The following is a 20398-nucleotide window of genomic DNA, read 5'->3' on the forward strand; positions in this document are numbered from 1 at the left end:
CAACTTGCTCCAGAATACCGCCCGCCTTTTGTGCTGGTCAGCTGTGCCCAACGTCACCTGCCGTCACGGGAAGAGGGCGCACCTACTTGAAGTTGCAAGTATGGACAGCAACGAGGCCGCCCCAGCAGCGGGGAGGCGCAGCGAAAGGTAAGCCAATGACCATTGCCCACGAAGAAGCAGTCATCGATTCGGCCGCCGTCGACGCCATCTTCGCCCAGGCCCGCACCGCCAACTCCTTCACCGGAGAGGTGAGCGACGAGCAGGCGCAGGCCATCTACGAGTTGACCAAGTTTGGCCCCACGGCCTTCAACTCCCAGCCCCTGCGCGTCACCTACGTCCGCTCGGACGAAGCCCGCGCGAAACTGGTGGACGCCCTCATGCCGGGCAACCGCGCCAAGACCGCTTCCGCGCCCCTGGTTGCCATCCTCAGCTACGACACCGACTGGGCCGGGCAGTGGGATAACTTCCTCCCCGGCTACAACGCCCCGAAGGCGATGTACGACGCCAACCCGGAACTTGCTGCCGCCACGGGCAACAACAACGCCCACCTGCAGGCCGGCTACTTCATCCTGGCCGTCCGGTCGCTCGGGTTTGCAGCAGGCCCCATGACCGGCGCCGACTTTGCCGCGATTGACGCCGCTTTCTTCCCCGAGGGCGACCAGAAGAGCTTCCTGGTGGTCAACATCGGCCAGCCGGCCGAGGACGCCTGGGGCGATGCCAAGCCCAAGTTCGCCTACGAGGACGTTGTCCGCACCGTCTAACCCCCTCCGTTTGGGTTTGATGGGCGGAACGTGATGGGGCGTTTGAGGAGGCGGTGGCAGACTGGGCAGATGCGGAACCTCATCCTGGTTGCCTTTGTCGAGCCTGTCACGGACGGGCTGGTTTTCCCGCGGACACACTGGCCCCTGCATATCACGCTGGTACGGTTCGACGCCGGCGCTGACGATGCGGCCGAACACGCGGCGGCCCTCGCCGCACCGTACGCCAGGGCAGCCTTGGGCGCCAGCCTCACCGTGGGGAAGGACGCCGGGTTCGGCCGGAACGGTTCTGTGCCCGTCAGCCTCATCCAACCGCAGCCGGACCTGCAGGCCCTCCACGAGCAACTGGTCACCGCAGTCGAAAGCCTGGGCGGCAAGATCCTGACGCCGGCCCACACGATGTCCGGCTTCCGGCCGCACGTTTCGCACCACGGCGATAAGCGCCTGAACCCGGGCGACGCCGTCGTGCTTGACCGGATCGCGCTGGTGGACATGGCGCCGGACGGTGACCGCACCGTCCGGCGCGTCCTGCGGCTGTGGAGCCGGGACGACGCAGCCGGTTAGGCGATGACGCCGTCCACCAGGGCCTTGGCTTCCGCCTGCACCTGTTTGAGGTGGTCCTCGCCCTTGAAGGACTCCGCGTAGATCTTGTAGACGTCCTCGGTGCCGGACGGGCGGGCGGCGAACCAGGCGTTCTCCGTGACCACCTTGAGCCCGCCGATGGAGGCGCCGTTGCCGGGGGCTTCCGTGAGCTTGGCGATGATCGGCTCGCCGGCAAGCTCTGTTGCCGTGACGTCCGACGGCGACAGCTTGCCGAGTGCCGACTTCTGCTCCCGGGTAGCGGCAGCGTCAATGCGGGCGTAAACAGGCGCCCCGAACTGGTCCGTCAGGCCCTTGTAGAGCTGCGACGGGGACTGGCCCGTGACGGCGGTGATCTCCGAGGCGAGCAGGGCCAGCAGGATGCCGTCCTTGTCCGTGGTCCAGACGCTGCCGTCCAACTTGTTGAAGGATGCGCCGGCCGATTCCTCACCGCCGAAGGCGCCTTCACCGGAGAGCAGCCCCGGCACAAACCACTTGAAGCCGACCGGAACCTCCACGAGCTTGCGGCCCAGGCTTTCCGCCACGCGGTCGATGATCGAGGAAGACACCAGGGTCTTGCCCACCACCGACCCGGGGTTCCAGCCGCTGCGGTTGCGGTACAGGTAGTCGATGGCGACGGCAAGGTAATGGTTGGGGTTCATCAGCCCCCCGTCGGGGGTTACGATGCCGTGGCGGTCCGCGTCGGCGTCATTGCCGGTGGCAATGTCGAACGCTGACTGGCCGGAGGATGAAGCGTCGGACATCCGCTTGATCAGCGAGGCCATGGCTGCCGGCGAGGAGCAGTCCATGCGGATTTTCTCGTCCCAGTCCAGCGTCATGAAGGCCCACTGCGGATCCACACTGGGGTTCACCACGGTGAGGTTCAGGTGGTGGCGCTCGCCGATCTCGCCCCAGTAGTCCACTGCCGCACCGCCCATGGGGTCGGCGCCGATGCGGACGCCCGCCTCGCGCACGGCGTCCAGGTTCAGGACTGAGGGGAGATCGTCCACGTAGCTGCTGAGGAAGTCGAACTTGCCCGTGGTGTCAGCGGCCAGCGCGTCGGCCAGCGGGACGCGCTTGACGCCGCGCAAACCGTTCTCGAGCAGTTCATTGGCGCGGTTCGCGATCCAGCCGGTGGCATCGGAATCGGCGGGGCCGCCGTGCGGCGGGTTGTATTTGAAGCCGCCGTCGGCCGGCGGGTTGTGGCTGGGGGTGACCACGATGCCGTCAGCCTGCGGGGCGCCGGCGCCGGCGTTCCTGTTGTACGTAAGGATGGCGTGGCTCAGCGCCGGAGTGGGGGTGTAGCCGTGGCGGGCGTCGATGAGGACCTGGACGCCGTTGGCGGCCAACACCTCAAGCGCCGAATTCTGCGCCGGCTCGCTCAGGGCGTGGGTGTCCTTCGCCAGGAACAGCGGGCCGGTGATGCCCTGCCCGGCACGGTACTCCACGATTGCCTGGGTGATGGCGACGATGTGCTTCTCGTTGAAGGACCCCTTGAGGCTGGAACCGCGGTGCCCTGAGGTGCCGAACACCACGCGCTGGCCGGGATCACCCAGATCCGGCGTGATGTCGTAATACGCGTCAAGAAGCGCTGTGATGTCAACAAGGTCCTGGGGTTGGGCAACTGTACCCGCGCGGCTAGCCATGGCACCAGCATGCCAGACCCGGGCCGCAGCCAAAACGATCCGTCCACAATCCGGCCACTGTGTCCCGCCCTGTGACGGAAGAACGTCATCAACCAAGTAGGGCACCTGAGTACCGAAGCGGCAAAGTACTTATATACCGCCGCCCGCGCGCCCTGTTACTTTCGAAAAATCGGGCGGAATGTCCGTGAGCAAAGGACGACGGCGGCCTCCCGCCGTCGTCCTCCGGCAAGGGAAGCAGGGCGGCCATGGGGGCAGGGGACGGGGCAACGGAGCAAGCCAGGCTGGCTGCGGAAAGGGTTGCCAGGCTCAAGCGCCGGCTCGACCAGGCCGAACGTTCCACCAAGGCCTGGGACGCCGACGCCGTCGGCGGGCGAGTGGTGGCAGAGAAGCTGAGCGAACTGGTGCCGCGCGGCTGGTACGTGCTGCACGACGTCCACTGGCCGGGCCGGCCCAAGGCCAACCTGGACCATGTCCTGGTGGGGCCGGGCGGCGTGGTGGTGGTGGACGCCAAGAACTGGACAGGAGAAGTCCGGGTCTCCTCGGGCGTGTTGTGGCAGGGCCGCTACGCACGGACCCAGGCAGTGGAAGGGGCACTGGCCCAGTGCGCCGCCGTCGCCTCGGTGATGGCCCCGCCGCACCGCCGGCTGGTGCGTCCGCTCATCTGTATGGCTGCACAGCCGGACCTTTTTGGTGTAACAAGCTCCGATGTCGCCGTGGCAGGTGCCCAGCGGGTGGTGGCGGCCATCGAGTCGCTCCCGCAGGTGCTGGACCAACAGACGGTAGTGGGACTGTACGCGCACCTCGGCCAGCAGCTTACGCATGAACAGGAGGCCGGCATTACGGCGTTCCGGAACGTCCGGCCAGGGACCGTGGTCCAGCCAACGGGTGCCCTGCCGCCACGTGGGCCAGCCGCCGAGGGCGCAACTGGACAGGGAACGGCGGAGGATTCGCGTTCCGAAGGTGGCCCCAAACCCGCAACGGGCAGGAACACCTCAACCAGGAGCGGGAGCTCCGCCCGGCATCCGGCGGGCCGCCACCTTAAGGCAGCCGGGGTGCGGCAGGGCCGGAACGTTAAGGCCCACCAGCACGCCGGAGTGGGTGCGGGACGCCTGGCGCTGCTCGCGGCGTTCGTCATTTTCGCCGTCTATATCCTCCCGTACTGGGGGTACTAGCCCCACGGCTGGCCCTTGACGGCGGCTGTTCCCTGCCTGCCCCGGAGTGAGCCGGAACCAGCAGCTTGCTGCTGGCCTGCCGGACGGCCGCCGTGAAGCGGTTGAGCCGTTCGGAGTCCAGCGTCCAGGACTGCCAGTAGAGGGCAACGTCCTGGTGGCTGTCCTCCAGGCGGACCAGGGACCCTTCGACGATCTCTTCCGTGAGCTGCAGTTCGGGGATCATCCCCCACCCCAGACCGGCCCTGACAGCGGCAAGGAATCCTTCCGAGGACGGAACGGTGTGGGTGGGCGGAAGCTGATCAATACCTTTGGCTTCAAGCAGATGACGCTGGAGGGTGTCCTTGGCATTGAATTTCAGCACGGGCATCGCCGCCCAGTCCAGGCCTTGGGGAGTGGTGAACCGGCCATGCAGTCCGGCGGCGGCCACCGGGATGTAGCGCATATGCCCCAGCAGCTCCACCCGGCAGCCGCTCACGGGGACGGGATCAGAGGTCACTGCGCCCATCACTTCCCCCTCCCGCAGGAGCTGGCTGCTGTATCCCTGGTCCTCGACATGGAGGCCGATGGTGGTGTCATCCCAGCCGGCAGCCTCTGCCAGGACCGGGATGAACCAGGTGGCCAGCGAATCCGCGTTGACGGCGACCGGCAGGTGGGTCCGGGACGACGCGCCACCGCCCAGGGCGTTCGAAGTCTCGGCCTCGAGCACCTGTACCTGGCGGGCCATGCGCAGCAAGAGCATGCCGGCGTCGGTGGCAGTGCACGGCACCCGGCGGCGCACCAGCACCTGGCCCACCGAGGCTTCCAGGGCCTTGATCCGCTGACTCACGGCTGAGGGGGTGATGCGCAGCGCGTCCGCCGCTGCCTCGAACGTGCCCTCGTCAACCACGGCGGTCAGTGCCCTCAGATGCTCGAAGTTCATGAAGTTATTCTAATGACTCCGCAGAATATGTCATTTGTCTTTATTGTGACGGTCCTTTAGCGTCGAGGCATGTGGACTGTAGGGATGACCGGGCTTCTGACCGGCCTCGCGTTGATCGTGGCCATCGGGGCGCAGAACGCCTTCGTGCTGCGCCAGGGAATCCGGCGGGAACACGTTGGTGTGGTGGTGGCCGTATGCATGGCGGGAGATGCACTGCTGATCCTCGGCGGCACGGCCGGCATCGGAGCCCTGGTCACCCGCTTTCCGGAGGCCCTGGAGATATTGCGCTGGGGCGGGGCTGCATACCTGCTGTGGTTTGCCGTCCGGTCCTTCATCGCGGCGTTAAAGCCCTCCTCGCTGACCGAACAGCCGCCCCGATCCAAGCACTCGGTGGTCGCCACTGCCGTCGCCCTGACCTTCCTGAACCCCCACGTGTACCTGGACACGGTGGTGCTGCTGGGCAGCCTTGCCAACCAGCAGGGCGCCGGGAGTCGGTGGGTCTTCGCAGGCGGCGCCGTCACCGGCAGTGTGCTCTGGTTTTCCGCCTTGGGGTATGGGGCTCGGAGGCTGGCGGGCGTCCTGAGCAGCCCGCGCACCTGGCGCTGGGTGGACCTGGCCATCGGCGTGTTGATGCTGGTGCTCGCCATCAGGCTTGCAGTGCATTGACCGGTTCCGGAGGGCGCTTCAGCGGTAGGCTGGGTATCAACATCCTAGGGGGAAACCTTGACTGACCAGCCTTCCCAGCGCCCTGACTATCCGGGGCCCGGCTACCCGGGCGCAGACCCGCAACCCAACGTGCCGCCGTCGGCCTATGAACCACCCCGCTTCGTGCCGCCCTACGGGCCGGATGTTCCCACCCCGCCGCCGTACGGCCACGATGCACAGAACCAGTACGCCGGCAATCACTACGGACAGCCGGCCGGCGCTTATGCGCAACACGCCCCGTACGCGCAGCCTCCCAGCCCGTACGGTCAGCCCGCCTATTACGGGATGCCGGCCGAGCCCAAAACCCTGAGCATCGCCAGCATGGTGTGCGGCATCGCCTCCGTGATTATGGGCTGGCTGCTCCTTCCGCAGGCCGCGGCGATCGTGACGGGCCACATGGCGCTCAAACGGGAGCCGTCCGGCAAGGGCATGTCCATCACCGGCCTGGTCCTGGGCTACCTGTGCCTGCTGGGCTACGGTGCCTTTTGGCTGCTGCTCATTATCGGTCTGGCATACGCCAGCACCACGACGACGAACACCTTCTAAACCCTCGGATGCCCTATCACTTTTGGTCCCCAAGGCTTTAGGGACCAAAAGTGATAGGGCATCTTTCGTTTCTTAGGCTTTGCCGGCCGCCGCCAGCGAAACCGTGTCCTCCGCCGGGCCCGCCGGATAGATTGATTCGGCGGGCGCACGGTTGGTGGCCTTCGCCCAGGGGTAGTAGATGGCCAGAGTGACGGCGATCCCCACCAGCCAGGAGATGTCGGCGCCACCCAGCAGCTTGGTGACGGGGCCCGTGTACAGCGCCTGCGCCAGGAACGGGATCTGGACCACGACGCCGATTCCATAGGATGCCAGCGCGGCCGCGTTCCAGCGGCCGTACCGTCCGTCCGGGTTGTACAGCGCCGGGATGTCCAGGCGGTCGCGGGAGATCTTGTAGTAGTCCACGAGGTTGATCACGGACCACGGCGTGAACACCATCAGCAGCAGCAGGACAAAGTTCTTGAAGAGGTTCAAAAAGTCCTTGCTGGCGAAGAGCGCTATCAGGACGCTGGCGCTGATCACGGCAACGATAAAAACGATCCGCAGGGTCTTGGACACGGAATCCTTGCGGTTGATGGCGGTGCTGATGGTGACGCCGCACATAAAGGCGCCGTAGGCGTTGAGGCAGTTGACCGTGAGTTTGCCCGTGACGATCACCAGGTAGATGAAGATGGCGATCAGGCCGCCGCCGGCGAGGTCGCCCATGTAGCCCACCTGGTTCTTGAGGAAGTCACCGCCAAGCTTCGCGGCGGAGAGGCCGCCGGCGATGGCGCCCAGGGTCATGGCCCACTGCGCGCCGCCCACGGACCCGGCAAAGGTGTACCAGAAGGTCTTGCGCTCGGAGGTGTCGGCGGGCAGGTAGCGGGAGTAGTCGGCGACGTAGGGGCCAAACGTGAGCTGCCAGCCGGCGCCGAGGGCGATGGCGGTCAGGAACGTCGGCCATTCGAAGCCCTTGACCATCATGACCTGGGTGATGTCGAACTTCGTGACAACGGCGACGGTCAGGTACAGGAATCCCGCCAGTCCAACCACGGTGGCGATGCGGCCCAGGGCGTGGATGTACTTGTAACCGAGAATGGCGAGCAGGGCTGTTGCCGCGCCAAAGATCAGGATGCCCACAGCCGGGGCCTCCACGCCGAGCATCAGGTTGATGGCCTGGCCGGAAAGCACTGTTCCGGTGGAGGCGAAACCCACGTACATCAGGATCACCAGGGCCAGGGGGATGACGGCTCCGTAGACGCCGAACTGCGCGCGGCTGGAGATCATCTGGGGCAGGCCAAGTCTGGGTCCCTGGGCCGAGTGCAGGGCCATGACGGCGCCGCCCACAACGTTGCCGACCAGCAGTCCCACGATGGCCCAGAAGGCATCGGCACCAAAAACAACGGCAAGGGCGCCGTCCACGATGGCGGTGATCTGGGCGTTGGCGCCAAACCAGAGTGTGAACTGCCCCCGTGGGCTCCCGTGGCGCTCGCCGGGCGGAATCATGTCAATCGAACGTGCCTCTACGGCTGTACTTCCTGCGGCCATGGCCAAAACTCCTTGGGTGATGAAACGTAGGTTCCATCACACTGGGTTTGCGGCCCGATAAGAACAGAAAAGACCGGCCGGGTGTCCGGTGCTCCAGACAGCCCGGCGTGTCGGCGCAAAATTGCCCTCCGGATGAGCTATTCCACGCGCGCTCCAAGGGGAATTGGCCGTTAGGGGGGAGTCGTGCTCCGGGTCGGGTGGGCGGCGTTTAGCGGAGCAGCTCCACATCCGAAACGAGCTCGATATGGGCCAGCATGGCCTCCGCCGCCCCCTCCGCATCCTGCGCCCGGATGGCATCGGCGATCTTGCGGTGCGAGGCAAGGGACTGCTCGGGCCGGCCCGGCTGTCCAAGCGATTCCATCCTGGTTTCCAGGATCATTTCCGCGATAAACGCCATGAGCTGGGCCAGCACGGGGGAATGGGCAGCTTCGGTGATGGCCTGGTGGAAGAGCTCGTCGCCGTGGGTGCCGCGGTCGCCGTCGCTGATCTCCCGGGCCATGACGTCCAGGGCCTCGTCGATCGCTTTTAGGTCCTCGTCCGTCCGCCGCATGGCGGCGAGCGCAGCAAGCTTGACCTCCAGGGTGCTGCGCGCTTCTACAATCTCCGGCAGCCGGCTCCGGTGCTCACGCAAGCCCTTGATGACGGACGCAACACTGGGCCGGCGCGCAAGGACCGCACCCGTGCCGTGCTGCACGTCGATGACGCCAAGGACTTCAAGGGCCACCAGGGCCTGGGCCAGGGTCGCACGGGAAACGCCAAGCCGCTCGGCAAGGTCCCGTTCCGCGGGGAGGAGGTCACCCGGCCTCAGTTGAGCAGACTCGATATAGGCGAGGATCTGCTCCACCAGCTGTTCGTAAAGCCGGGGCCGCGTAACCCGCTCCAGTCCCAACCGTGATGTCTTTTCCACAAGCCCTCGCTACGTCGTCGTTCCTTCAAGAGTACAGGGAGGTGCTATTGACAGATAGACTCACTGTCTAGGAGGCTAGTCCAGTGAGCCAGTTACTCACGTCACACTTTTTCTTCCCCAATGGAGGACCAACGATGTCCGCTCCTGTCTTGTCGATCATCATCCTGGCGGCGATGTTCCTGCTTGCCACCGTCCTGCCCCTGAACATGGGTGCCCTCGCTTTCGTTGGCGCCTTCCTGCTCGGCACCGTGGTGCTGGGTATGTCCACCAACGACATTCTGGCCAACTTCCCCGGCGGCCTTTTCCTGACCATCGTCGGCGTCACTTACCTGTTCGCCATCGCCCAGAACAACGGCACCATCGACCTCCTGGTGCGCGGCGCCGTCAAGCTCGTGGGAAGCCGGGTTGCCCTGATCCCCTGGGTGATGTTCGCCATCACGGCAGTCATCACCGCCGTGGGCGCACTGTCTCCCGCCGCCGTCGCAATTATTGCTCCCATCGCCCTCAGCTTCGCCGGAAAGTACAAGATCAGCCCGCTGCTGATGGGCATGATGGTGATCCACGGCGCCCAGGCCGGCGGCTTCTCGCCCATCGCCGTCTACGGCGTTACCGTCAACGGCATCCTGGCCAAGACCGATCTTGCCTTCAGCCCCACCGCGTTGTTCCTGTCCAGCCTCGTTTTCAACACCCTCATCGCCCTGGTGCTCTTTGCGGTTCTGGGCGGGCGGGCGCTTCTGTCCTCCAAGGTAAGCCACTTCGTGGAGCAGGCCGCCGAAGCGCGGATGGCCGTCAGCGTCGGTGCAAAGGCCGGCGACGTGTCCTTCAAGGGCTTCGGCTCCGGCATGTACGGCCCCCGCGACCCTGCCGGCGATGGCGTCTCAGCCACCAAGGAGCGGTCAGAACGCCTCCCGCAACTGGTGACCATCGGTGGCCTGATCGCGCTGGCCGTCATCGCCCTCGGGTTCAAGGTGGACGTCGGGTTTGTCTCCATCACCATCGCCATCGTTCTGGCCCTGGTCTCACCCGCCGCCCAGAAGGGCGCCATCAACAAGATCAGCTGGTCCACAGTGCTGCTGATCTGCGGCATGCTGACCTTCGTCGGGGTCCTCGAGGAAGCCGGAACCATCGAGTTTGTCTCCAAAGGCGTGGCGAGTATGGGCCTGCCCCTGCTGGCGGCCCTGCTGATCTGCTACATCGGCGCCGTGGTCTCCGCCTTCGCTTCCTCCACCGCCATCCTCGCCGCCCTGATCCCGCTGGCAGTGCCGTTCCTCTCGACGGGCGAGATTGGAGCTGTCGGCGTCATCTGCGCCTTGGCGGTTTCAGCCACCATCGTGGACGTCTCGCCCTTCTCCACCAACGGGGCCCTGGTACTGGCCAACGCCCCGGAAGGCGTGGACAAGGACCGGTTCTACAAAAAGATCCTGGGCTACAGCGGCATCGTCATCGTTGCCGGCCCCGCCCTTGCCTGGCTGGCGCTCGTCGTCCCCGGCTGGCTGTAGCGGACCGGGGCGCCGCCACACACTTCCCTGCCTGTTTGAGAAAAGGAACCAGCGCATGAGCAGAACCGAGAACACCCGAGGCCCCCTCGCCGGCCACCTTGTGGTTGACCTGAGCCGGGCCCTGGCAGGTCCCCACGCCGGCATGATGCTGGCGGACCTGGGCGCCCGCGTCATCAAGGTGGAGAACCCCGGCACCGGGGACGACACCCGCGGCTGGGGTCCCCCCTTCGTCGGCCCGCAGGACGACCTGCAGTCCACGTACTTCATGTCCTGCAACCGCAACAAGGAATCCATCAGCCTGGACCTGAAGAGCGCCGACGGCCAGGCCGTGCTGCGGGGGCTGCTGGAGCGGGCCGATGTGGTGATCGAGAACTTCCGCCCCGGCGTCATGGACCGGCTCGGCTTCTCGACCGCGGCCATGCACGAGCTCAACCCGCGGCTGGTCATCCTCTCCATCACGGGCTTCGGTCATGACGGTCCCGAGTCGCAGCGCAGCGGGTACGACCAGATCCTCCAGGGCGAGGCAGGCCTGATGTCTCTTACCGGTTCTGGGCCCAACGATCCCCAGCGCGTGGGTGTCCCCATCGCCGACCTCCTCGCCGGCATGAACGGGGCGTTCGGCGTACTGGCGGCGCTGGTTGAACGCGACCGGACCGGCCATGGCCAGGTGGTGCGCACCTCGCTGCTGGCATCACTCATCGGGGTCCACGCCTTCCAGGGCACCCGCACCACGGTGGCGGGCGAAGTGCCGCAGGCCCAGGGCAACCACCATCCGTCCATCGCCCCCTACGGCCTGTTCGCCTGCAAGGACGGCAGCGTCCAGATCAGCGTCGGCAGCGAAAAGCTGTGGGCCTCCTTCGCGGCCGCCTTCGGCCTGGACCCCGCCGCCCCCGGCTTTGCCAGCAACGCCGAACGGGTGCGGAACCGCGCCGGGGTGATTGCCGCCGTCGAACGCGTCTTTGCCAACTACGGCGCCGCGGAGCTGCTGCAGAAACTGAACGACGCCGGGATCCCGGCAGGCAAGGTGCGCTCGCTTGATGAGGTGTACGCGTGGGAGCAGGTGGCCTCCCAGGGCCTCGTTGTGGATGTGGACCACCCGTTGCTCGGCAAGGTCAGCCTGCCAGGCCCGCCGCTGAGGTTTTTTGCCCCGGGCGATGCTGCGGAAACCACCGTCACCGAGCATGACGCGCCGCCGCTGCTGGACGCGGACGGGCAGGCCATTCGCGAATGGCTTGGCCTGGCATCCCTTGCCGGGCAGGTGGCGTAGCATGCCGACAACGGAAAAGGTCAGGCACCTCAGTGCCGCGGAACTGCTGGAAACAGTGGTGGACGAGGGCTCCTTCGTATCCTGGGATACGCCCGCGCAGGAGCCACCGCTGGCTGAGGAGTACTTCCGCGACCTCGCCAGGGCACAGGAACGCAGTGGGACCGACGAATCGGTCATCACGGGCGCCGGACTCATTAAGGGGCGCCGGGTTGCAGTGATCGTGAGCGAATTTTCGTTCCTGGCGGGATCCATCGGCCACGCCGCGGCGCAGCGGATAGTGGCCGCCATCGAGCGGGCCACCGCGGAGGGGCTGCCGCTACTGGCCGGTCCGGCGTCCGGCGGCACCCGGATGCAGGAGGGGACGCTGGCTTTCCTGTCCATGGTGAAAATCACCGGCGCCGTACGGGCCCACCGCCAGGCCGGCCTTCCGTACCTGGTCTACCTTCGCCACCCCACCACCGGCGGTGTGATGGCCTCCTGGGGATCCCTCGGTCACATCAACGTGGCTGAGCCTGGTTCGCTCCTGGGATTCCTGGGCCCGCGGGTTTACGAGGCCCTGCACGGCGAAGCATTTCCGGAGAACGTGCAGGTTGCGGAAAATCTGTTCAACAAAGGCCTGATCGACGGCGTTGTGGAGCCGGCGGATCTCGCCGAGCTGGTGGGCAGGGCGCTGGATATCCTCTGCGCCAGGCGCGGCGGCCGGCCGGAAGCCCCGGAGACGCTGGCTGTCCGGCCGGCCACCGTGGACGCGTGGACATCCATTGGGATTTCCCGGCGCCCCCGCCGGCCGGACCTGCGGCAGCTCCTCAAATACGGTGCCACCGACGCCCTGCCGCTGAACGGGACCGGGCAGGGGGAGAAGGATCCCGGGCTGCTGCTGGCCCTGGCACGCTTCGGAAGCCAGTCCTGCATTGTCCTGGGGCACGCCCGTCCACTCCGGAAGGACGCCGCCGGGATGGGGCCGGGCTCGCTGCGGGAGGCCCGGCGGGGCATGAAACTCGCGGAGGAACTGCGGCTTCCGCTGCTGACCGTCATCGACACCGCGGGCGCAGCCCTCTCGCAGGAAGCGGAGGAGGGTGGCCTGGCAGCGGAAATTGCGCGCTCGCTGCACGAGCTGATCGGTCTGGAGTCGCCGTCGGTCTCCGTGTTGCTCGGCCAGGGGGCCGGGGGAGGGGCGCTGGCGCTGCTGCCGGCGGACAGGACCATCGCCGCCCAGCACAGCTGGCTCTCGCCGCTGCCTCCCGAGGGCGCCAGCGCGATTGTCCACCGCACTACCGCCTTCGCCCCTGCCATGGCGCAGGCGCAGGGCGTGAACGTGGCTTCCCTTTACGCCCATGGATTGGTGGACCACATCGTGGATGAGCGGGACGACGCCTCGCTGGAACCCCGGGAATTCTGCCGGCGGATGGCCCGCGCCATCGAATACGAGCTGGGGTCGGTTGCCGGGATCCCGGTTCCCGAGCTCGTGGTAGCGCGGGCGGGGAAGTACCGTAACCTCGGGAGCTTCTGAGCCCTGGGGCGCTACCTGCTCTTTATGAAGCTTCGGGGCGCTACCTTCGCTGCGTTGCCCGCGCCCGGCGGGCGTTGGCACGCAGCTGGAGGATGCGCGCGCCGCCTGCCGCGGCCACCAGGACTCCGCCGGTGACGCTGGCGATAAAGAGTGCCATGCCCAGTGGCAAGCTTCCTTCGAAGCCCAGGAACCTGACCAGCACGAGGTCCTGGTTCTGCAGGATGAAGATAATCAGCAGGATCAGGAGCACCAGGGCTGCCACCACCGCGGCCCACACCACGCCGGCGCGGGTCACCTTGGGTTCGCCGGCTCCCGCTGGGGCAGCAGGGGTGGGGGCAGGTGAAGAGTCTGCGGGGCGTGCGGCGGGTACCCCCGGCGTACCGGTCCGGTCAACCGGCGTTCCGTTGTCGCCCGGCTCGGGTGGTCCGTCGGTCCCCGGTGTGTACTGTCCAGCACTCATTCACGTCCCCTTCCAGGATGCTAAGCATGCTTATGATGCCACTTTAGCCGGGAGGTTTCCGCTGGCACAACGCCACGCCTGCTAACTGCCGGCGATTCGTTGCGCGTGCTCGTGCTCCGCCGTAGTCAGTTCAGCAGCTTTGGTCTCCACAAGGGTCCAGTGGGACAGAGTACCGTCGGGGCGCGCCTGCGACCCGTTGGCAAGTGCAGAATCAATACGACGGCGGACCTCGGCTTCGTGCCTTGGATCGGTTGCGAAGATGATCCGGAGCCTCAGTGACTGTCCCTCCTGTTGGAGGGCGGTGTGGTGGGCGGCGAGCGGGCACGGCGGGGGATGCTCCGAGCTGCCGCACAGGGCTATCGTGATTGCAGCTCCGGGCGCCGCCGCGTCGGTATCGGCGTCGAACCGGAGGGTGGCTTCGTGGACGTAGGAAGCGGGCATGAGCCCATTCTCCGCCAACGGGCGGTCCCCCTGCCGGGCCGGGACCTGCGTGACCGGGACCTGCCTGACGGGGACCTGCCTGACCGGGGGCCGTCACGCAACGGAAGGGCCCCTTGGGGAGGCCCTTCCAAGGACTTCGGCACTGTGTCAGACCGGCAATTCCGTCAGGCCGGCACGATGTCAGACCCTTTCCCTGCTCCGATCACCGGAGGGGGTGCTGGGCCGTGGCGTCCTGCGCCAGTTGGGGAAGGCCCAGAACGAGTAATCCTGCGCCTTGACTTCCTGCTCCGGGGTTTCCACCGGGGTGTCCTGCTTGGCTTCAGGCTGACGGTGGGATTCCTTCTTAACGCCCCACCCGAAGTCCTTGCTGGATGAATAGCACATCGCAGACCTCCTTCTCGTGACTGCCCCTTAATCGTCCTCCCGATGTGCTAAAGAGTCGACACCCTGCAGGCAATCCGGCATTACCCGGTGCTGCGGGCTGCTGCCCTGCCGGGACCCGCCGGATACTGGTTATCGAGCCGTGGTGGCCCGCTAGAATCCCAGCTGGTGGGCAACCCGCAGCAGGAGGCCCTCGGAGCCCATCGGTCCCACCAGCTGGATTCCCATCGGGAGCCCGGTGCCCGCCGCACCGCCTGTCCAGTGCACCGGAAGGGTGACGGCGGGCAGGCCGCAGACGTTGACCATGGACGACCAGGGCGCGTATTCGCACTGTTTCCGGTAGTCGCCGTCGGCATCCCCTGGCCACTGGCTCACGGGCCAGCGTTCATCGCCGTGTCCTGTCCCGGTGAACCAGCCCACGGGGCGGGGGGTCTGCGCCAGTGCAGGCATCAGGAGCAGGTCCCACTGGGCATACTGCGTGACGGTGTCCCGCTGGAACTGCCGCAGCAGCGCCAGTGCCTCATTCAGCTTTGCGGTGCTTCGCTGTTGTGCCCGGCGCCGGAAGGTCCGGGTGAGCGGCGCCAGCAGCGCTTCGCGGTGTGGGCTGATCCTTGCTGCGCCCACCGGGGCAGTCCACGCAGTGGTGAACGCGTCCGGGTATCGGTTGTCATAGCGGATGACGGCGTCGCTGAGCGAGTGTCCGGCGTGCTCCAGGAGCTCCTGCCCCGTGCGGAAAGCGTCCAGCGCCTCCTGGTCCGGAGTGAACGGGAAGGTGCCGGACCAGGGGCTGTCCACAGTGACGCCGATCCGGAGCCGCGGCGGCTCCTGTTCCACAGCCGCGAGGTAGCGGCCGCACTGCGGGGACTCAGTGGAGGGGACGAGCGCGTCCATCATCAGCGCGGCGTCGGCGGCGCTCCGGGCCAGGGGGCCGGCTACCACGAGCCGGGCGGGATCGCCCAGGCTCTCCCCGGCCGGCACCAGGCCGCGGCCTGGCTTCAGGCCCACCAACCCGCAGGCGGCAGCAGGAATGCGGATGGAGCCGCCGCCGTCCGTGCCCGGCGCGAACGGAAGGAGTCCGGCGGCCACCGCCGCTGCACTTCCGCCCGAGGAGCCGCCGGAGCTCCGGCTCAAGGCATGGGGATTGCGCGACGGCGGCGCCACGCGGTTTTCGCTGTAGGCCGTCAGCCCGAATTCGGGCACCTGCGTCTTACCCAGGGAGATCACGCCTGCCTCCTTCAGGTGCGCCACCAGCGGGGCGTCGGCGGGCGCCGGTTTGTGGTCCAGAGCCGCGCTGCCGTGGGTGGTCACCACCCCGGCCACATCCGTGAGGTCCTTGAAGGCGAGCGGCATGCCGTGCAGGACGGGCAGGTCATCTACCGAACCGCTGCTCCGGAGGAAGTCGGCCGCCCGGGCGTCGTCCAGCGCCTGCTCGGCCGTTACCGTGACGAACGCACCGAGCAGGGGGTTGTGCCGTTCGATCCGGCCCAGGAAATGGGCCGCCGCTTCCGCTGACGAGACCTCCCCTTTCCGGAGGGTGTCCCGAAGTGCCACGGCGGAAAGGTCGTGGAGCTCAGCCAAGGTACCGTGGCTCCAGGCGTTCCTCAGCGGCGCCCCCTGCGTCCCCGGAACGGACCAAGATGGACGCGCCCTTGCTGCGGACTTCGGCCACGGGCACGCTTCTTGGCGTGCCGCGGCAAACAACAATGGTGGGCTGCTCTGCTGGCACGGTTCCTCCCAGGGTCTCCCGAGTAGCCTAACGTGCAGTTCTAAACGTGCATTTCTTCCCGGCGGGCAAGGGCCGCGGGGACTAGGCTTAACAGCGAACCCGATCAGCCAGACAGGACTTTCCATGAGTGATTTTGATACCGTCCCCGTCAATGACATCCCTGCCGATGCCGCCATCCTGGACGTGCGTGAGGATTACGAGTGGGTGACCGGGCATGCGGACGGGGCCCTCCACATTCCCCTGGACCAGCTGCCCTCGCGGCTGGACGAACTCGATCCGGACCGGGACCTGTACATCATTTGCCGTACCGGGGGCCGGTCTTTCCGGGCGGCCCAGTGGCTAACCGGCCAAGGCTATACGGCCATCAACGTGGCCGGCGGCATGGACCAGTGGCTGGAGGCCGGGAAGCCGCTGGTTTCGGACAACGGGCTGAAGCCCCTGGTTCTCTAACGCCGCCACTTAGCTTCTGCGTTCCGGGCCCCCGACCCAGGTGCGATCCCATGCCTTCTAAGGAATAGCTATGCCCAGTTCCGCCACCACCTATGCCTTCCTGGGCCCCGAGGGCACTTTCACTGAAGCCGCCCTGCTGCAGGTGCCGGATGCCCTGCAGGCCACCCGCATTCCGGCGTCCAATGTCAACGCCGCCCTGGACCTGGTCCGGGACGGATCGGCCGGCGCGGCCATGGTGCCCATCGAAAATTCGGTGGAAGGCGGTGTGACCGCCACCCTCGACGCCATCGCCACCGGCCAGGAACTGCGGATCATCCGGGAAGTCCTTGTGCCCATCAGCTTTGTGCTGGTGTCCCGGCCGGGGGTGCGGCTGCAGGACATCAAACGGGTGTCCACGCACGGGCACGCGTGGGCGCAGTGCCGGCTCTGGATGGACGCCCACCTTCCCGGAGCCGAATACGTGCCCGGCTCGTCAACCGCTGCCGCTGCCCTCGGGCTGCTGGGGGAGGAGCCGCACTACGACGCTGCGATCTGTGCCCCGCTGGTGGCCCGGGAGCAGCCGGGACTTACCGCGCTTGCCGAGGACATCGGCGACAATCCGGGCGCCGTGACCCGCTTCATTCTGGTCAGCCGGCCCGGCGTGCTGACCGAACGCACGGGAGCTGACAAGACCACAATGGTGGTGCCCCTGCCGGAAGACCGTCCAGGCGCCCTGATGGAGATCCTGGACCAATTCGCCAGCCGGGGCGTGAACCTCAGCCGGATCGAATCCCGGCCCACCGGGCAGTACCTGGGACATTATTTCTTCAGTATCGACGCCGACGGCCACCTCGGCGACGCGCGGGTCGCTGACGCCCTGGCGGGGCTCCACCGGATCAGCCCTGCCACGCGTTTCCTGGGCTCCTACCCGCGGGCCGACCACCAGGCGGCAGTGGTGGAGCCGCATACCTCTGATGGCGCCTTCGAAGCAGCGCGGGCATGGGTGGAAGGGCTGCGGCCGCACCCAGGGGATCGGGAAGCGGTTCCGCCCCTTCGCCCACAGCGTAGGTAATTGCCTTCCATACCACTTCCGCGGGCTGTGGACAATGCGTATGCTTACTTGATCCACATTGGGGATGGCCCCTAACGAAGGGAGCGGGTCATGAGAACCAACAGCTCTGACAACGATGGCCAGGGGATGATCGTCAATCCCCGCCCCACCGCCGACAACCAGGACTGGGACGGCGATGATGCCGACCGGGCGGACCGCCTGCGCTTCGAAGAGGAGCAGGCCATGATCCGTGAGCAGTCCGAGGCCCGCGCCGCCGCCAGGGCTGCCGCGGAGGCGCACAAGGAAGCCCACGCCTGAACCTGCTGCTTCAGACCAGCGAGCCCTGCCCTTTAACCCTGATCAATAGCGAACGCGGCTCCACCTGCACCGTGACCCTGGTGGCTTCGCCTGCCGTGTCGCCGTCAAGCTGCGTGGGCATCGGCTCCGGGCACTTGATGACGACCCGGCCCGACCGGTAAACGGTCATGACGGGCAGCTTGCCGCTGTGTTTGAACATGATTTTTACGTACATCAGGAGCCAGCCGATGGCACTGCGCGGACTCATCACCACCACGTCCAGCATGCCGTCGTCGATCATGGCCTGCGGAATGAAGTCGATGCCCCCTGGAACCAGCCCGCAGTTGGCAAAAAGGATGCTGCGGACGTTCCGGACCTGGTCCGGGCTGCCGTCCAGGGAAATTGAGATCTTCTTCCGCCGGCCGGGCAGGTGGCGCATGCCCGCCTCTGTGTAGGCGAGCCAACCGAACGTCTTTTTGAGGCCTGCGTTGGTGTCGGCCAGGACTTCGGCGTCCATGCCGATGCCGGCGATCACCAGGAAGGCGTGCTCGGAAGAATGGCCGGTCCAGGAGTTCTCGATGCCCATCCGGGCTGTGTCAATGTACCGCTGGTGGCCGAAAAGCGCTGTCTGCACGTTGCCGTGGAGGTCGTTGACGTCCAGGTCCACGTTGCGTGCCAGGAGGTTGCCGGTGCCCAGCGGGATCAGGCCCATCGCGACGCCGGTGCGCGCGAGGGACTCAGCCACCACCCGGACGGTGCCGTCGCCACCGCCCACCAGGACGACGTCGGGCTTGTGCCCCAGTGCCGCCTGCACCTGGGAGAAGCCCGGGTCCTCCGCCGTCGTTTCGTAAAACACCGGCTCATCCCAGCCGGCCGTCAGGCAGGCGCGCTGGATCGTGGCTTTGGCTTCGTCCGAGCGGGCCTTGATCGGGTTGAGTATCACCACCACGCGCTGATCAGTGAGCCCCGGTTCGTGCGCGTCCCCGCCTACGGCGCTGCGCACATGCAGCTCTTTGAGCCTGCGTACTCCCCACCAGCTGGAGACGGCGAAGGCAAGCGCCACCGCAATCAGCACATAGAGAATCAGGTCGCTCATGGTCCCCCAACAGTATCCCGGCGGGAGGTGCGCCGGTCCCGGGCGCCAGCGGCCGCCGTCGTACTCCCGCGGATTGGATACCCTTGTGTGGTGATCGACGTAAAAGACCTCAGCGAAAACCCGGACAAGTTCCGAGCCAGCCAGCGCGCCCGCGGCGCGGACGAATCAGTGGTGGACGCGATCATCTCCGCGGACTCGGCACGCCGGGCGGCGCTGATCCGCTTCGAAAACCTCCGCGCCGAGCAGAACGTCTTCGGCAAGAAGGTGGCCCAGGCCAAGGGCGACGAAAAGAAGGTGCTGCTGGCCGAGGTGAAGGAACTGGCCAACTCGGTCAAGGCTGCCTCCGCGGAGGCAGACGCAGCGCAGCTGAAGCAGGAAGAGCTGCTGCGCACCATTCCCAACCTCATCGAGGACGGTGTCCCCGAGGGCGGCGAGGACGACTACGTGGTGGTCAAGACCGTCGGCACGCCCCGCGAATTCCCGGACTTTGAGCCCAGGGACCACCTGGAAATCGGCGAGCTGATCGGCGCAATTGACATGGAGCGCGGCGCCAAGGTGTCCGGGGCGCGTTTCTACTTCCTCCGCGGCGTGGGTGCCCGGCTGGAGATGGCGCTCCTGCAAATGGCCATGGACCAGGCGATTCAGGCCGGTTTTGTCCCGATGATCACCCCTACTCTCGTGCGCCCCGAGACCATGCAGGGCACAGGCTTTGATGTAAAGCACGACGCCGAGATCTACCGTCTGGCCGAAGATGACCTTTACCTTGTGGGTACTTCAGAGGTTGCGCTGGCGGGGTACCACGCCGACGAGATCCTCGATTTCTCCGCAGGCCCCATCCGTTACGCCGGGCAGAGCTCCTGCTACCGCCGGGAAGCCGGATCGCACGGCAAGGACACCCGCGGCATCATCCGCGTCCACCAGTTCAACAAGGTGGAGATGTTCATCTACACCACGGTGGAGGAGGCTGCCGCCGAGCACCAGCGCCTGCTCGCCTGGGAAGAGGAGATGCTGGCCAAGTGCGAGCTGCCGTACCGGGTGATCGACACCGCTGCCGGCGACCTTGGCACCTCTGCCGCCCGGAAATACGACTGCGAAGCCTGGGTTCCCACCCAGGGCGCATACCGTGAGCTGACCTCCACCTCGAACTGCACCACCTTCCAGGCCCGCCGCCTGAACATCCGCGAGCGCGTGGTGAACGAGGCCGGCGTCGCCAAGGGCACCCGCGCTGTCGCCACCCTGAACGGAACCCTGGCCACCACCCGCTGGATTGTCGCTCTCCTGGAGCACCACCAGAACGCGGACGGGTCGGTCAACGTACCGAAGGCCCTGCAGAAGTACCTGGGTGGGCTTGAGGTCCTCCCCGTCCTGTAAAAGTTGCCCGCCGGGGTGGATATCGGCCCCGGCGGCAGGCTCCGGACGTTAACCAACAGTTCGATAAATCTGTGGCGCGCGTCCTAGCGGCGTGGGGGAGCGTCTGGTCTACTT

Annotated in this window: 22 protein-coding genes; 12 read left to right on the forward strand and 10 right to left on the reverse strand. The window is 66.7% G+C overall.

All coding sequences use genetic code 11. From position 1 onward, the window contains the following. The first annotated feature begins 155 nt into the window (after positions 1 to 155). Positions 156 to 761, forward strand: coding sequence for a malonic semialdehyde reductase (locus M1D93_RS01945; RefSeq protein WP_461173529.1), 606 nt, complete (start codon positions 156 to 158; stop codon positions 759 to 761). Between the two features lie 69 nt (positions 762 to 830). Continuing rightward, on the forward strand, positions 831 to 1322 hold the full coding sequence (locus M1D93_RS01950) for a 2'-5' RNA ligase family protein (RefSeq protein ID WP_461173530.1): 492 nt from the start codon (positions 831 to 833) through the stop codon (positions 1320 to 1322). Here M1D93_RS01950 and pgm read toward each other — a convergent pair. Beyond that, on the reverse strand, positions 1319 to 2983 hold the full coding sequence (gene pgm / locus M1D93_RS01955; protein ID WP_461173531.1) for a phosphoglucomutase (alpha-D-glucose-1,6-bisphosphate-dependent): 1665 nt from the start codon (positions 2981 to 2983) through the stop codon (positions 1319 to 1321). The genes M1D93_RS01950 and pgm overlap by 4 nt on opposite strands. A gap of 245 nt (positions 2984 to 3228) precedes the next feature. Here pgm and M1D93_RS01960 point away from each other — a divergent pair, with 245 nt between their 5' ends. Further along, positions 3229 to 4155: an NERD domain-containing protein gene (locus M1D93_RS01960; RefSeq protein ID WP_461173532.1), complete on the forward strand. Its 927-nt coding sequence runs from the start codon at positions 3229 to 3231 to the stop codon at positions 4153 to 4155. On the opposite strand, the gene M1D93_RS01965 is transcribed toward M1D93_RS01960, so the two are convergent. Further along, a complete protein-coding gene (locus M1D93_RS01965; RefSeq protein ID WP_461173533.1) occupies positions 4115 to 5074 on the reverse strand; it encodes a LysR family transcriptional regulator ArgP in 960 nt (319 codons plus the stop codon). The two genes, M1D93_RS01960 and M1D93_RS01965, sit on opposite strands and share 41 nt — an antisense overlap. 69 nt (positions 5075 to 5143) lie before the next feature. Between M1D93_RS01965 and M1D93_RS01970 the strand changes: the two genes are divergently transcribed. After that, positions 5144 to 5740 (forward strand): LysE/ArgO family amino acid transporter, encoded by a 597-nt coding sequence (locus M1D93_RS01970; RefSeq protein ID WP_461173534.1) that lies wholly within the window; start codon positions 5144 to 5146, stop codon positions 5738 to 5740. Between the two features lie 57 nt (positions 5741 to 5797). Beyond that, on the forward strand, positions 5798 to 6325 hold the full coding sequence (locus tag M1D93_RS01975; RefSeq protein ID WP_461173535.1) for a DUF4190 domain-containing protein: 528 nt from the start codon (positions 5798 to 5800) through the stop codon (positions 6323 to 6325). A 72-nt stretch (positions 6326 to 6397) separates the two neighbouring features. Here the strand turns inward: M1D93_RS01975 and M1D93_RS01980 are convergent, their stop codons facing one another. Continuing rightward, a complete protein-coding gene (locus M1D93_RS01980) occupies positions 6398 to 7849 on the reverse strand; it encodes a purine-cytosine permease family protein (protein WP_461173536.1) in 1452 nt (483 codons plus the stop codon). Between the two features lie 208 nt (positions 7850 to 8057). Continuing rightward, positions 8058 to 8756, reverse strand: a complete 699-nt coding sequence (locus tag M1D93_RS01985; RefSeq protein ID WP_461173537.1) for a FadR/GntR family transcriptional regulator — start codon at positions 8754 to 8756, stop codon at positions 8058 to 8060. A gap of 134 nt (positions 8757 to 8890) precedes the next feature. On the opposite strand from M1D93_RS01985, the gene M1D93_RS01990 reads away from it, so the two are divergent. The 3 genes from M1D93_RS01990 to M1D93_RS02000 are packed head-to-tail and all read left to right on the forward strand — an operon-like array spanning position 8891 to position 13032. Continuing rightward, positions 8891 to 10255, forward strand: a complete 1365-nt coding sequence (locus tag M1D93_RS01990; RefSeq protein WP_461173538.1) for an SLC13 family permease — start codon at positions 8891 to 8893, stop codon at positions 10253 to 10255. Positions 10256 to 10310: 55 nt separating this feature from the next. Further along, positions 10311 to 11522 carry a CaiB/BaiF CoA transferase family protein gene (locus M1D93_RS01995; protein ID WP_461173539.1) on the forward strand — a complete coding sequence of 404 codons (1212 nt, stop codon included), beginning with the start codon at positions 10311 to 10313 and terminating at the stop codon, positions 11520 to 11522. A gap of 1 nt (position 11523) precedes the next feature. Beyond that, entirely contained in the window at positions 11524 to 13032 is a 1509-nt protein-coding gene (locus M1D93_RS02000) for a carboxyl transferase domain-containing protein (protein ID WP_461173540.1), read from the forward strand. Positions 13033 to 13072: 40 nt separating this feature from the next. On the opposite strand, the gene M1D93_RS02005 is transcribed toward M1D93_RS02000, so the two are convergent. The 5 genes from M1D93_RS02005 to M1D93_RS02025 all read right to left on the reverse strand — a co-directional run bounded on the left by M1D93_RS02005 (position 13073) and on the right by M1D93_RS02025 (position 16040). Then, complete coding sequence (locus tag M1D93_RS02005) at positions 13073 to 13492, reverse strand: lipopolysaccharide assembly protein LapA domain-containing protein (protein WP_461173541.1); 420 nt, start codon at positions 13490 to 13492, stop codon at positions 13073 to 13075. Between the two features lie 81 nt (positions 13493 to 13573). After that, the gene (locus M1D93_RS02010) at positions 13574 to 13933 is read right to left on the reverse strand and encodes a hypothetical protein (RefSeq protein ID WP_461173542.1); all 360 of its coding nucleotides are present in this window, start codon (positions 13931 to 13933) and stop codon (positions 13574 to 13576) included. Positions 13934 to 14113: 180 nt separating this feature from the next. Further along, a complete protein-coding gene (locus M1D93_RS02015; RefSeq protein ID WP_461173543.1) occupies positions 14114 to 14317 on the reverse strand; it encodes a hypothetical protein in 204 nt (67 codons plus the stop codon). A gap of 150 nt (positions 14318 to 14467) precedes the next feature. Then, the gene (locus M1D93_RS02020; protein ID WP_461173544.1) at positions 14468 to 15892 is read right to left on the reverse strand and encodes an amidase; all 1425 of its coding nucleotides are present in this window, start codon (positions 15890 to 15892) and stop codon (positions 14468 to 14470) included. Further along, complete coding sequence (locus M1D93_RS02025) at positions 15885 to 16040, reverse strand: hypothetical protein (protein ID WP_461173545.1); 156 nt, start codon at positions 16038 to 16040, stop codon at positions 15885 to 15887. Before M1D93_RS02025 ends, M1D93_RS02020 begins: the two co-directional genes overlap by 8 nt. Before the next feature lie 123 nt (positions 16041 to 16163). Between M1D93_RS02025 and M1D93_RS02030 the strand changes: the two genes are divergently transcribed. From M1D93_RS02030 to M1D93_RS02040, 3 genes are all read left to right on the forward strand, one after another. Then, positions 16164 to 16490, forward strand: coding sequence for a rhodanese-like domain-containing protein (locus M1D93_RS02030; RefSeq protein WP_461173546.1), 327 nt, complete (start codon positions 16164 to 16166; stop codon positions 16488 to 16490). A gap of 70 nt (positions 16491 to 16560) precedes the next feature. Beyond that, positions 16561 to 17541, forward strand: a complete 981-nt coding sequence (gene pheA / locus M1D93_RS02035; RefSeq protein ID WP_461173547.1) for a prephenate dehydratase — start codon at positions 16561 to 16563, stop codon at positions 17539 to 17541. Between the two features lie 90 nt (positions 17542 to 17631). Further along, entirely contained in the window at positions 17632 to 17838 is a 207-nt protein-coding gene (locus M1D93_RS02040; protein WP_461173548.1) for a hypothetical protein, read from the forward strand. Between the two features lie 10 nt (positions 17839 to 17848). Here M1D93_RS02040 and M1D93_RS02045 read toward each other — a convergent pair whose 3' ends face one another. Further along, complete coding sequence (locus M1D93_RS02045; protein WP_461173549.1) at positions 17849 to 18913, reverse strand: diacylglycerol/lipid kinase family protein; 1065 nt, start codon at positions 18911 to 18913, stop codon at positions 17849 to 17851. A gap of 90 nt (positions 18914 to 19003) precedes the next feature. Between M1D93_RS02045 and serS the strand changes: the two genes are divergently transcribed. Then, entirely contained in the window at positions 19004 to 20284 is a 1281-nt protein-coding gene (serS, locus tag M1D93_RS02050; RefSeq protein WP_461173550.1) for a serine--tRNA ligase, read from the forward strand. Positions 20285 to 20398 lie beyond the last annotated feature (114 nt).

The organism is Arthrobacter sp. Z1-9 (genome assembly GCF_054792695.1).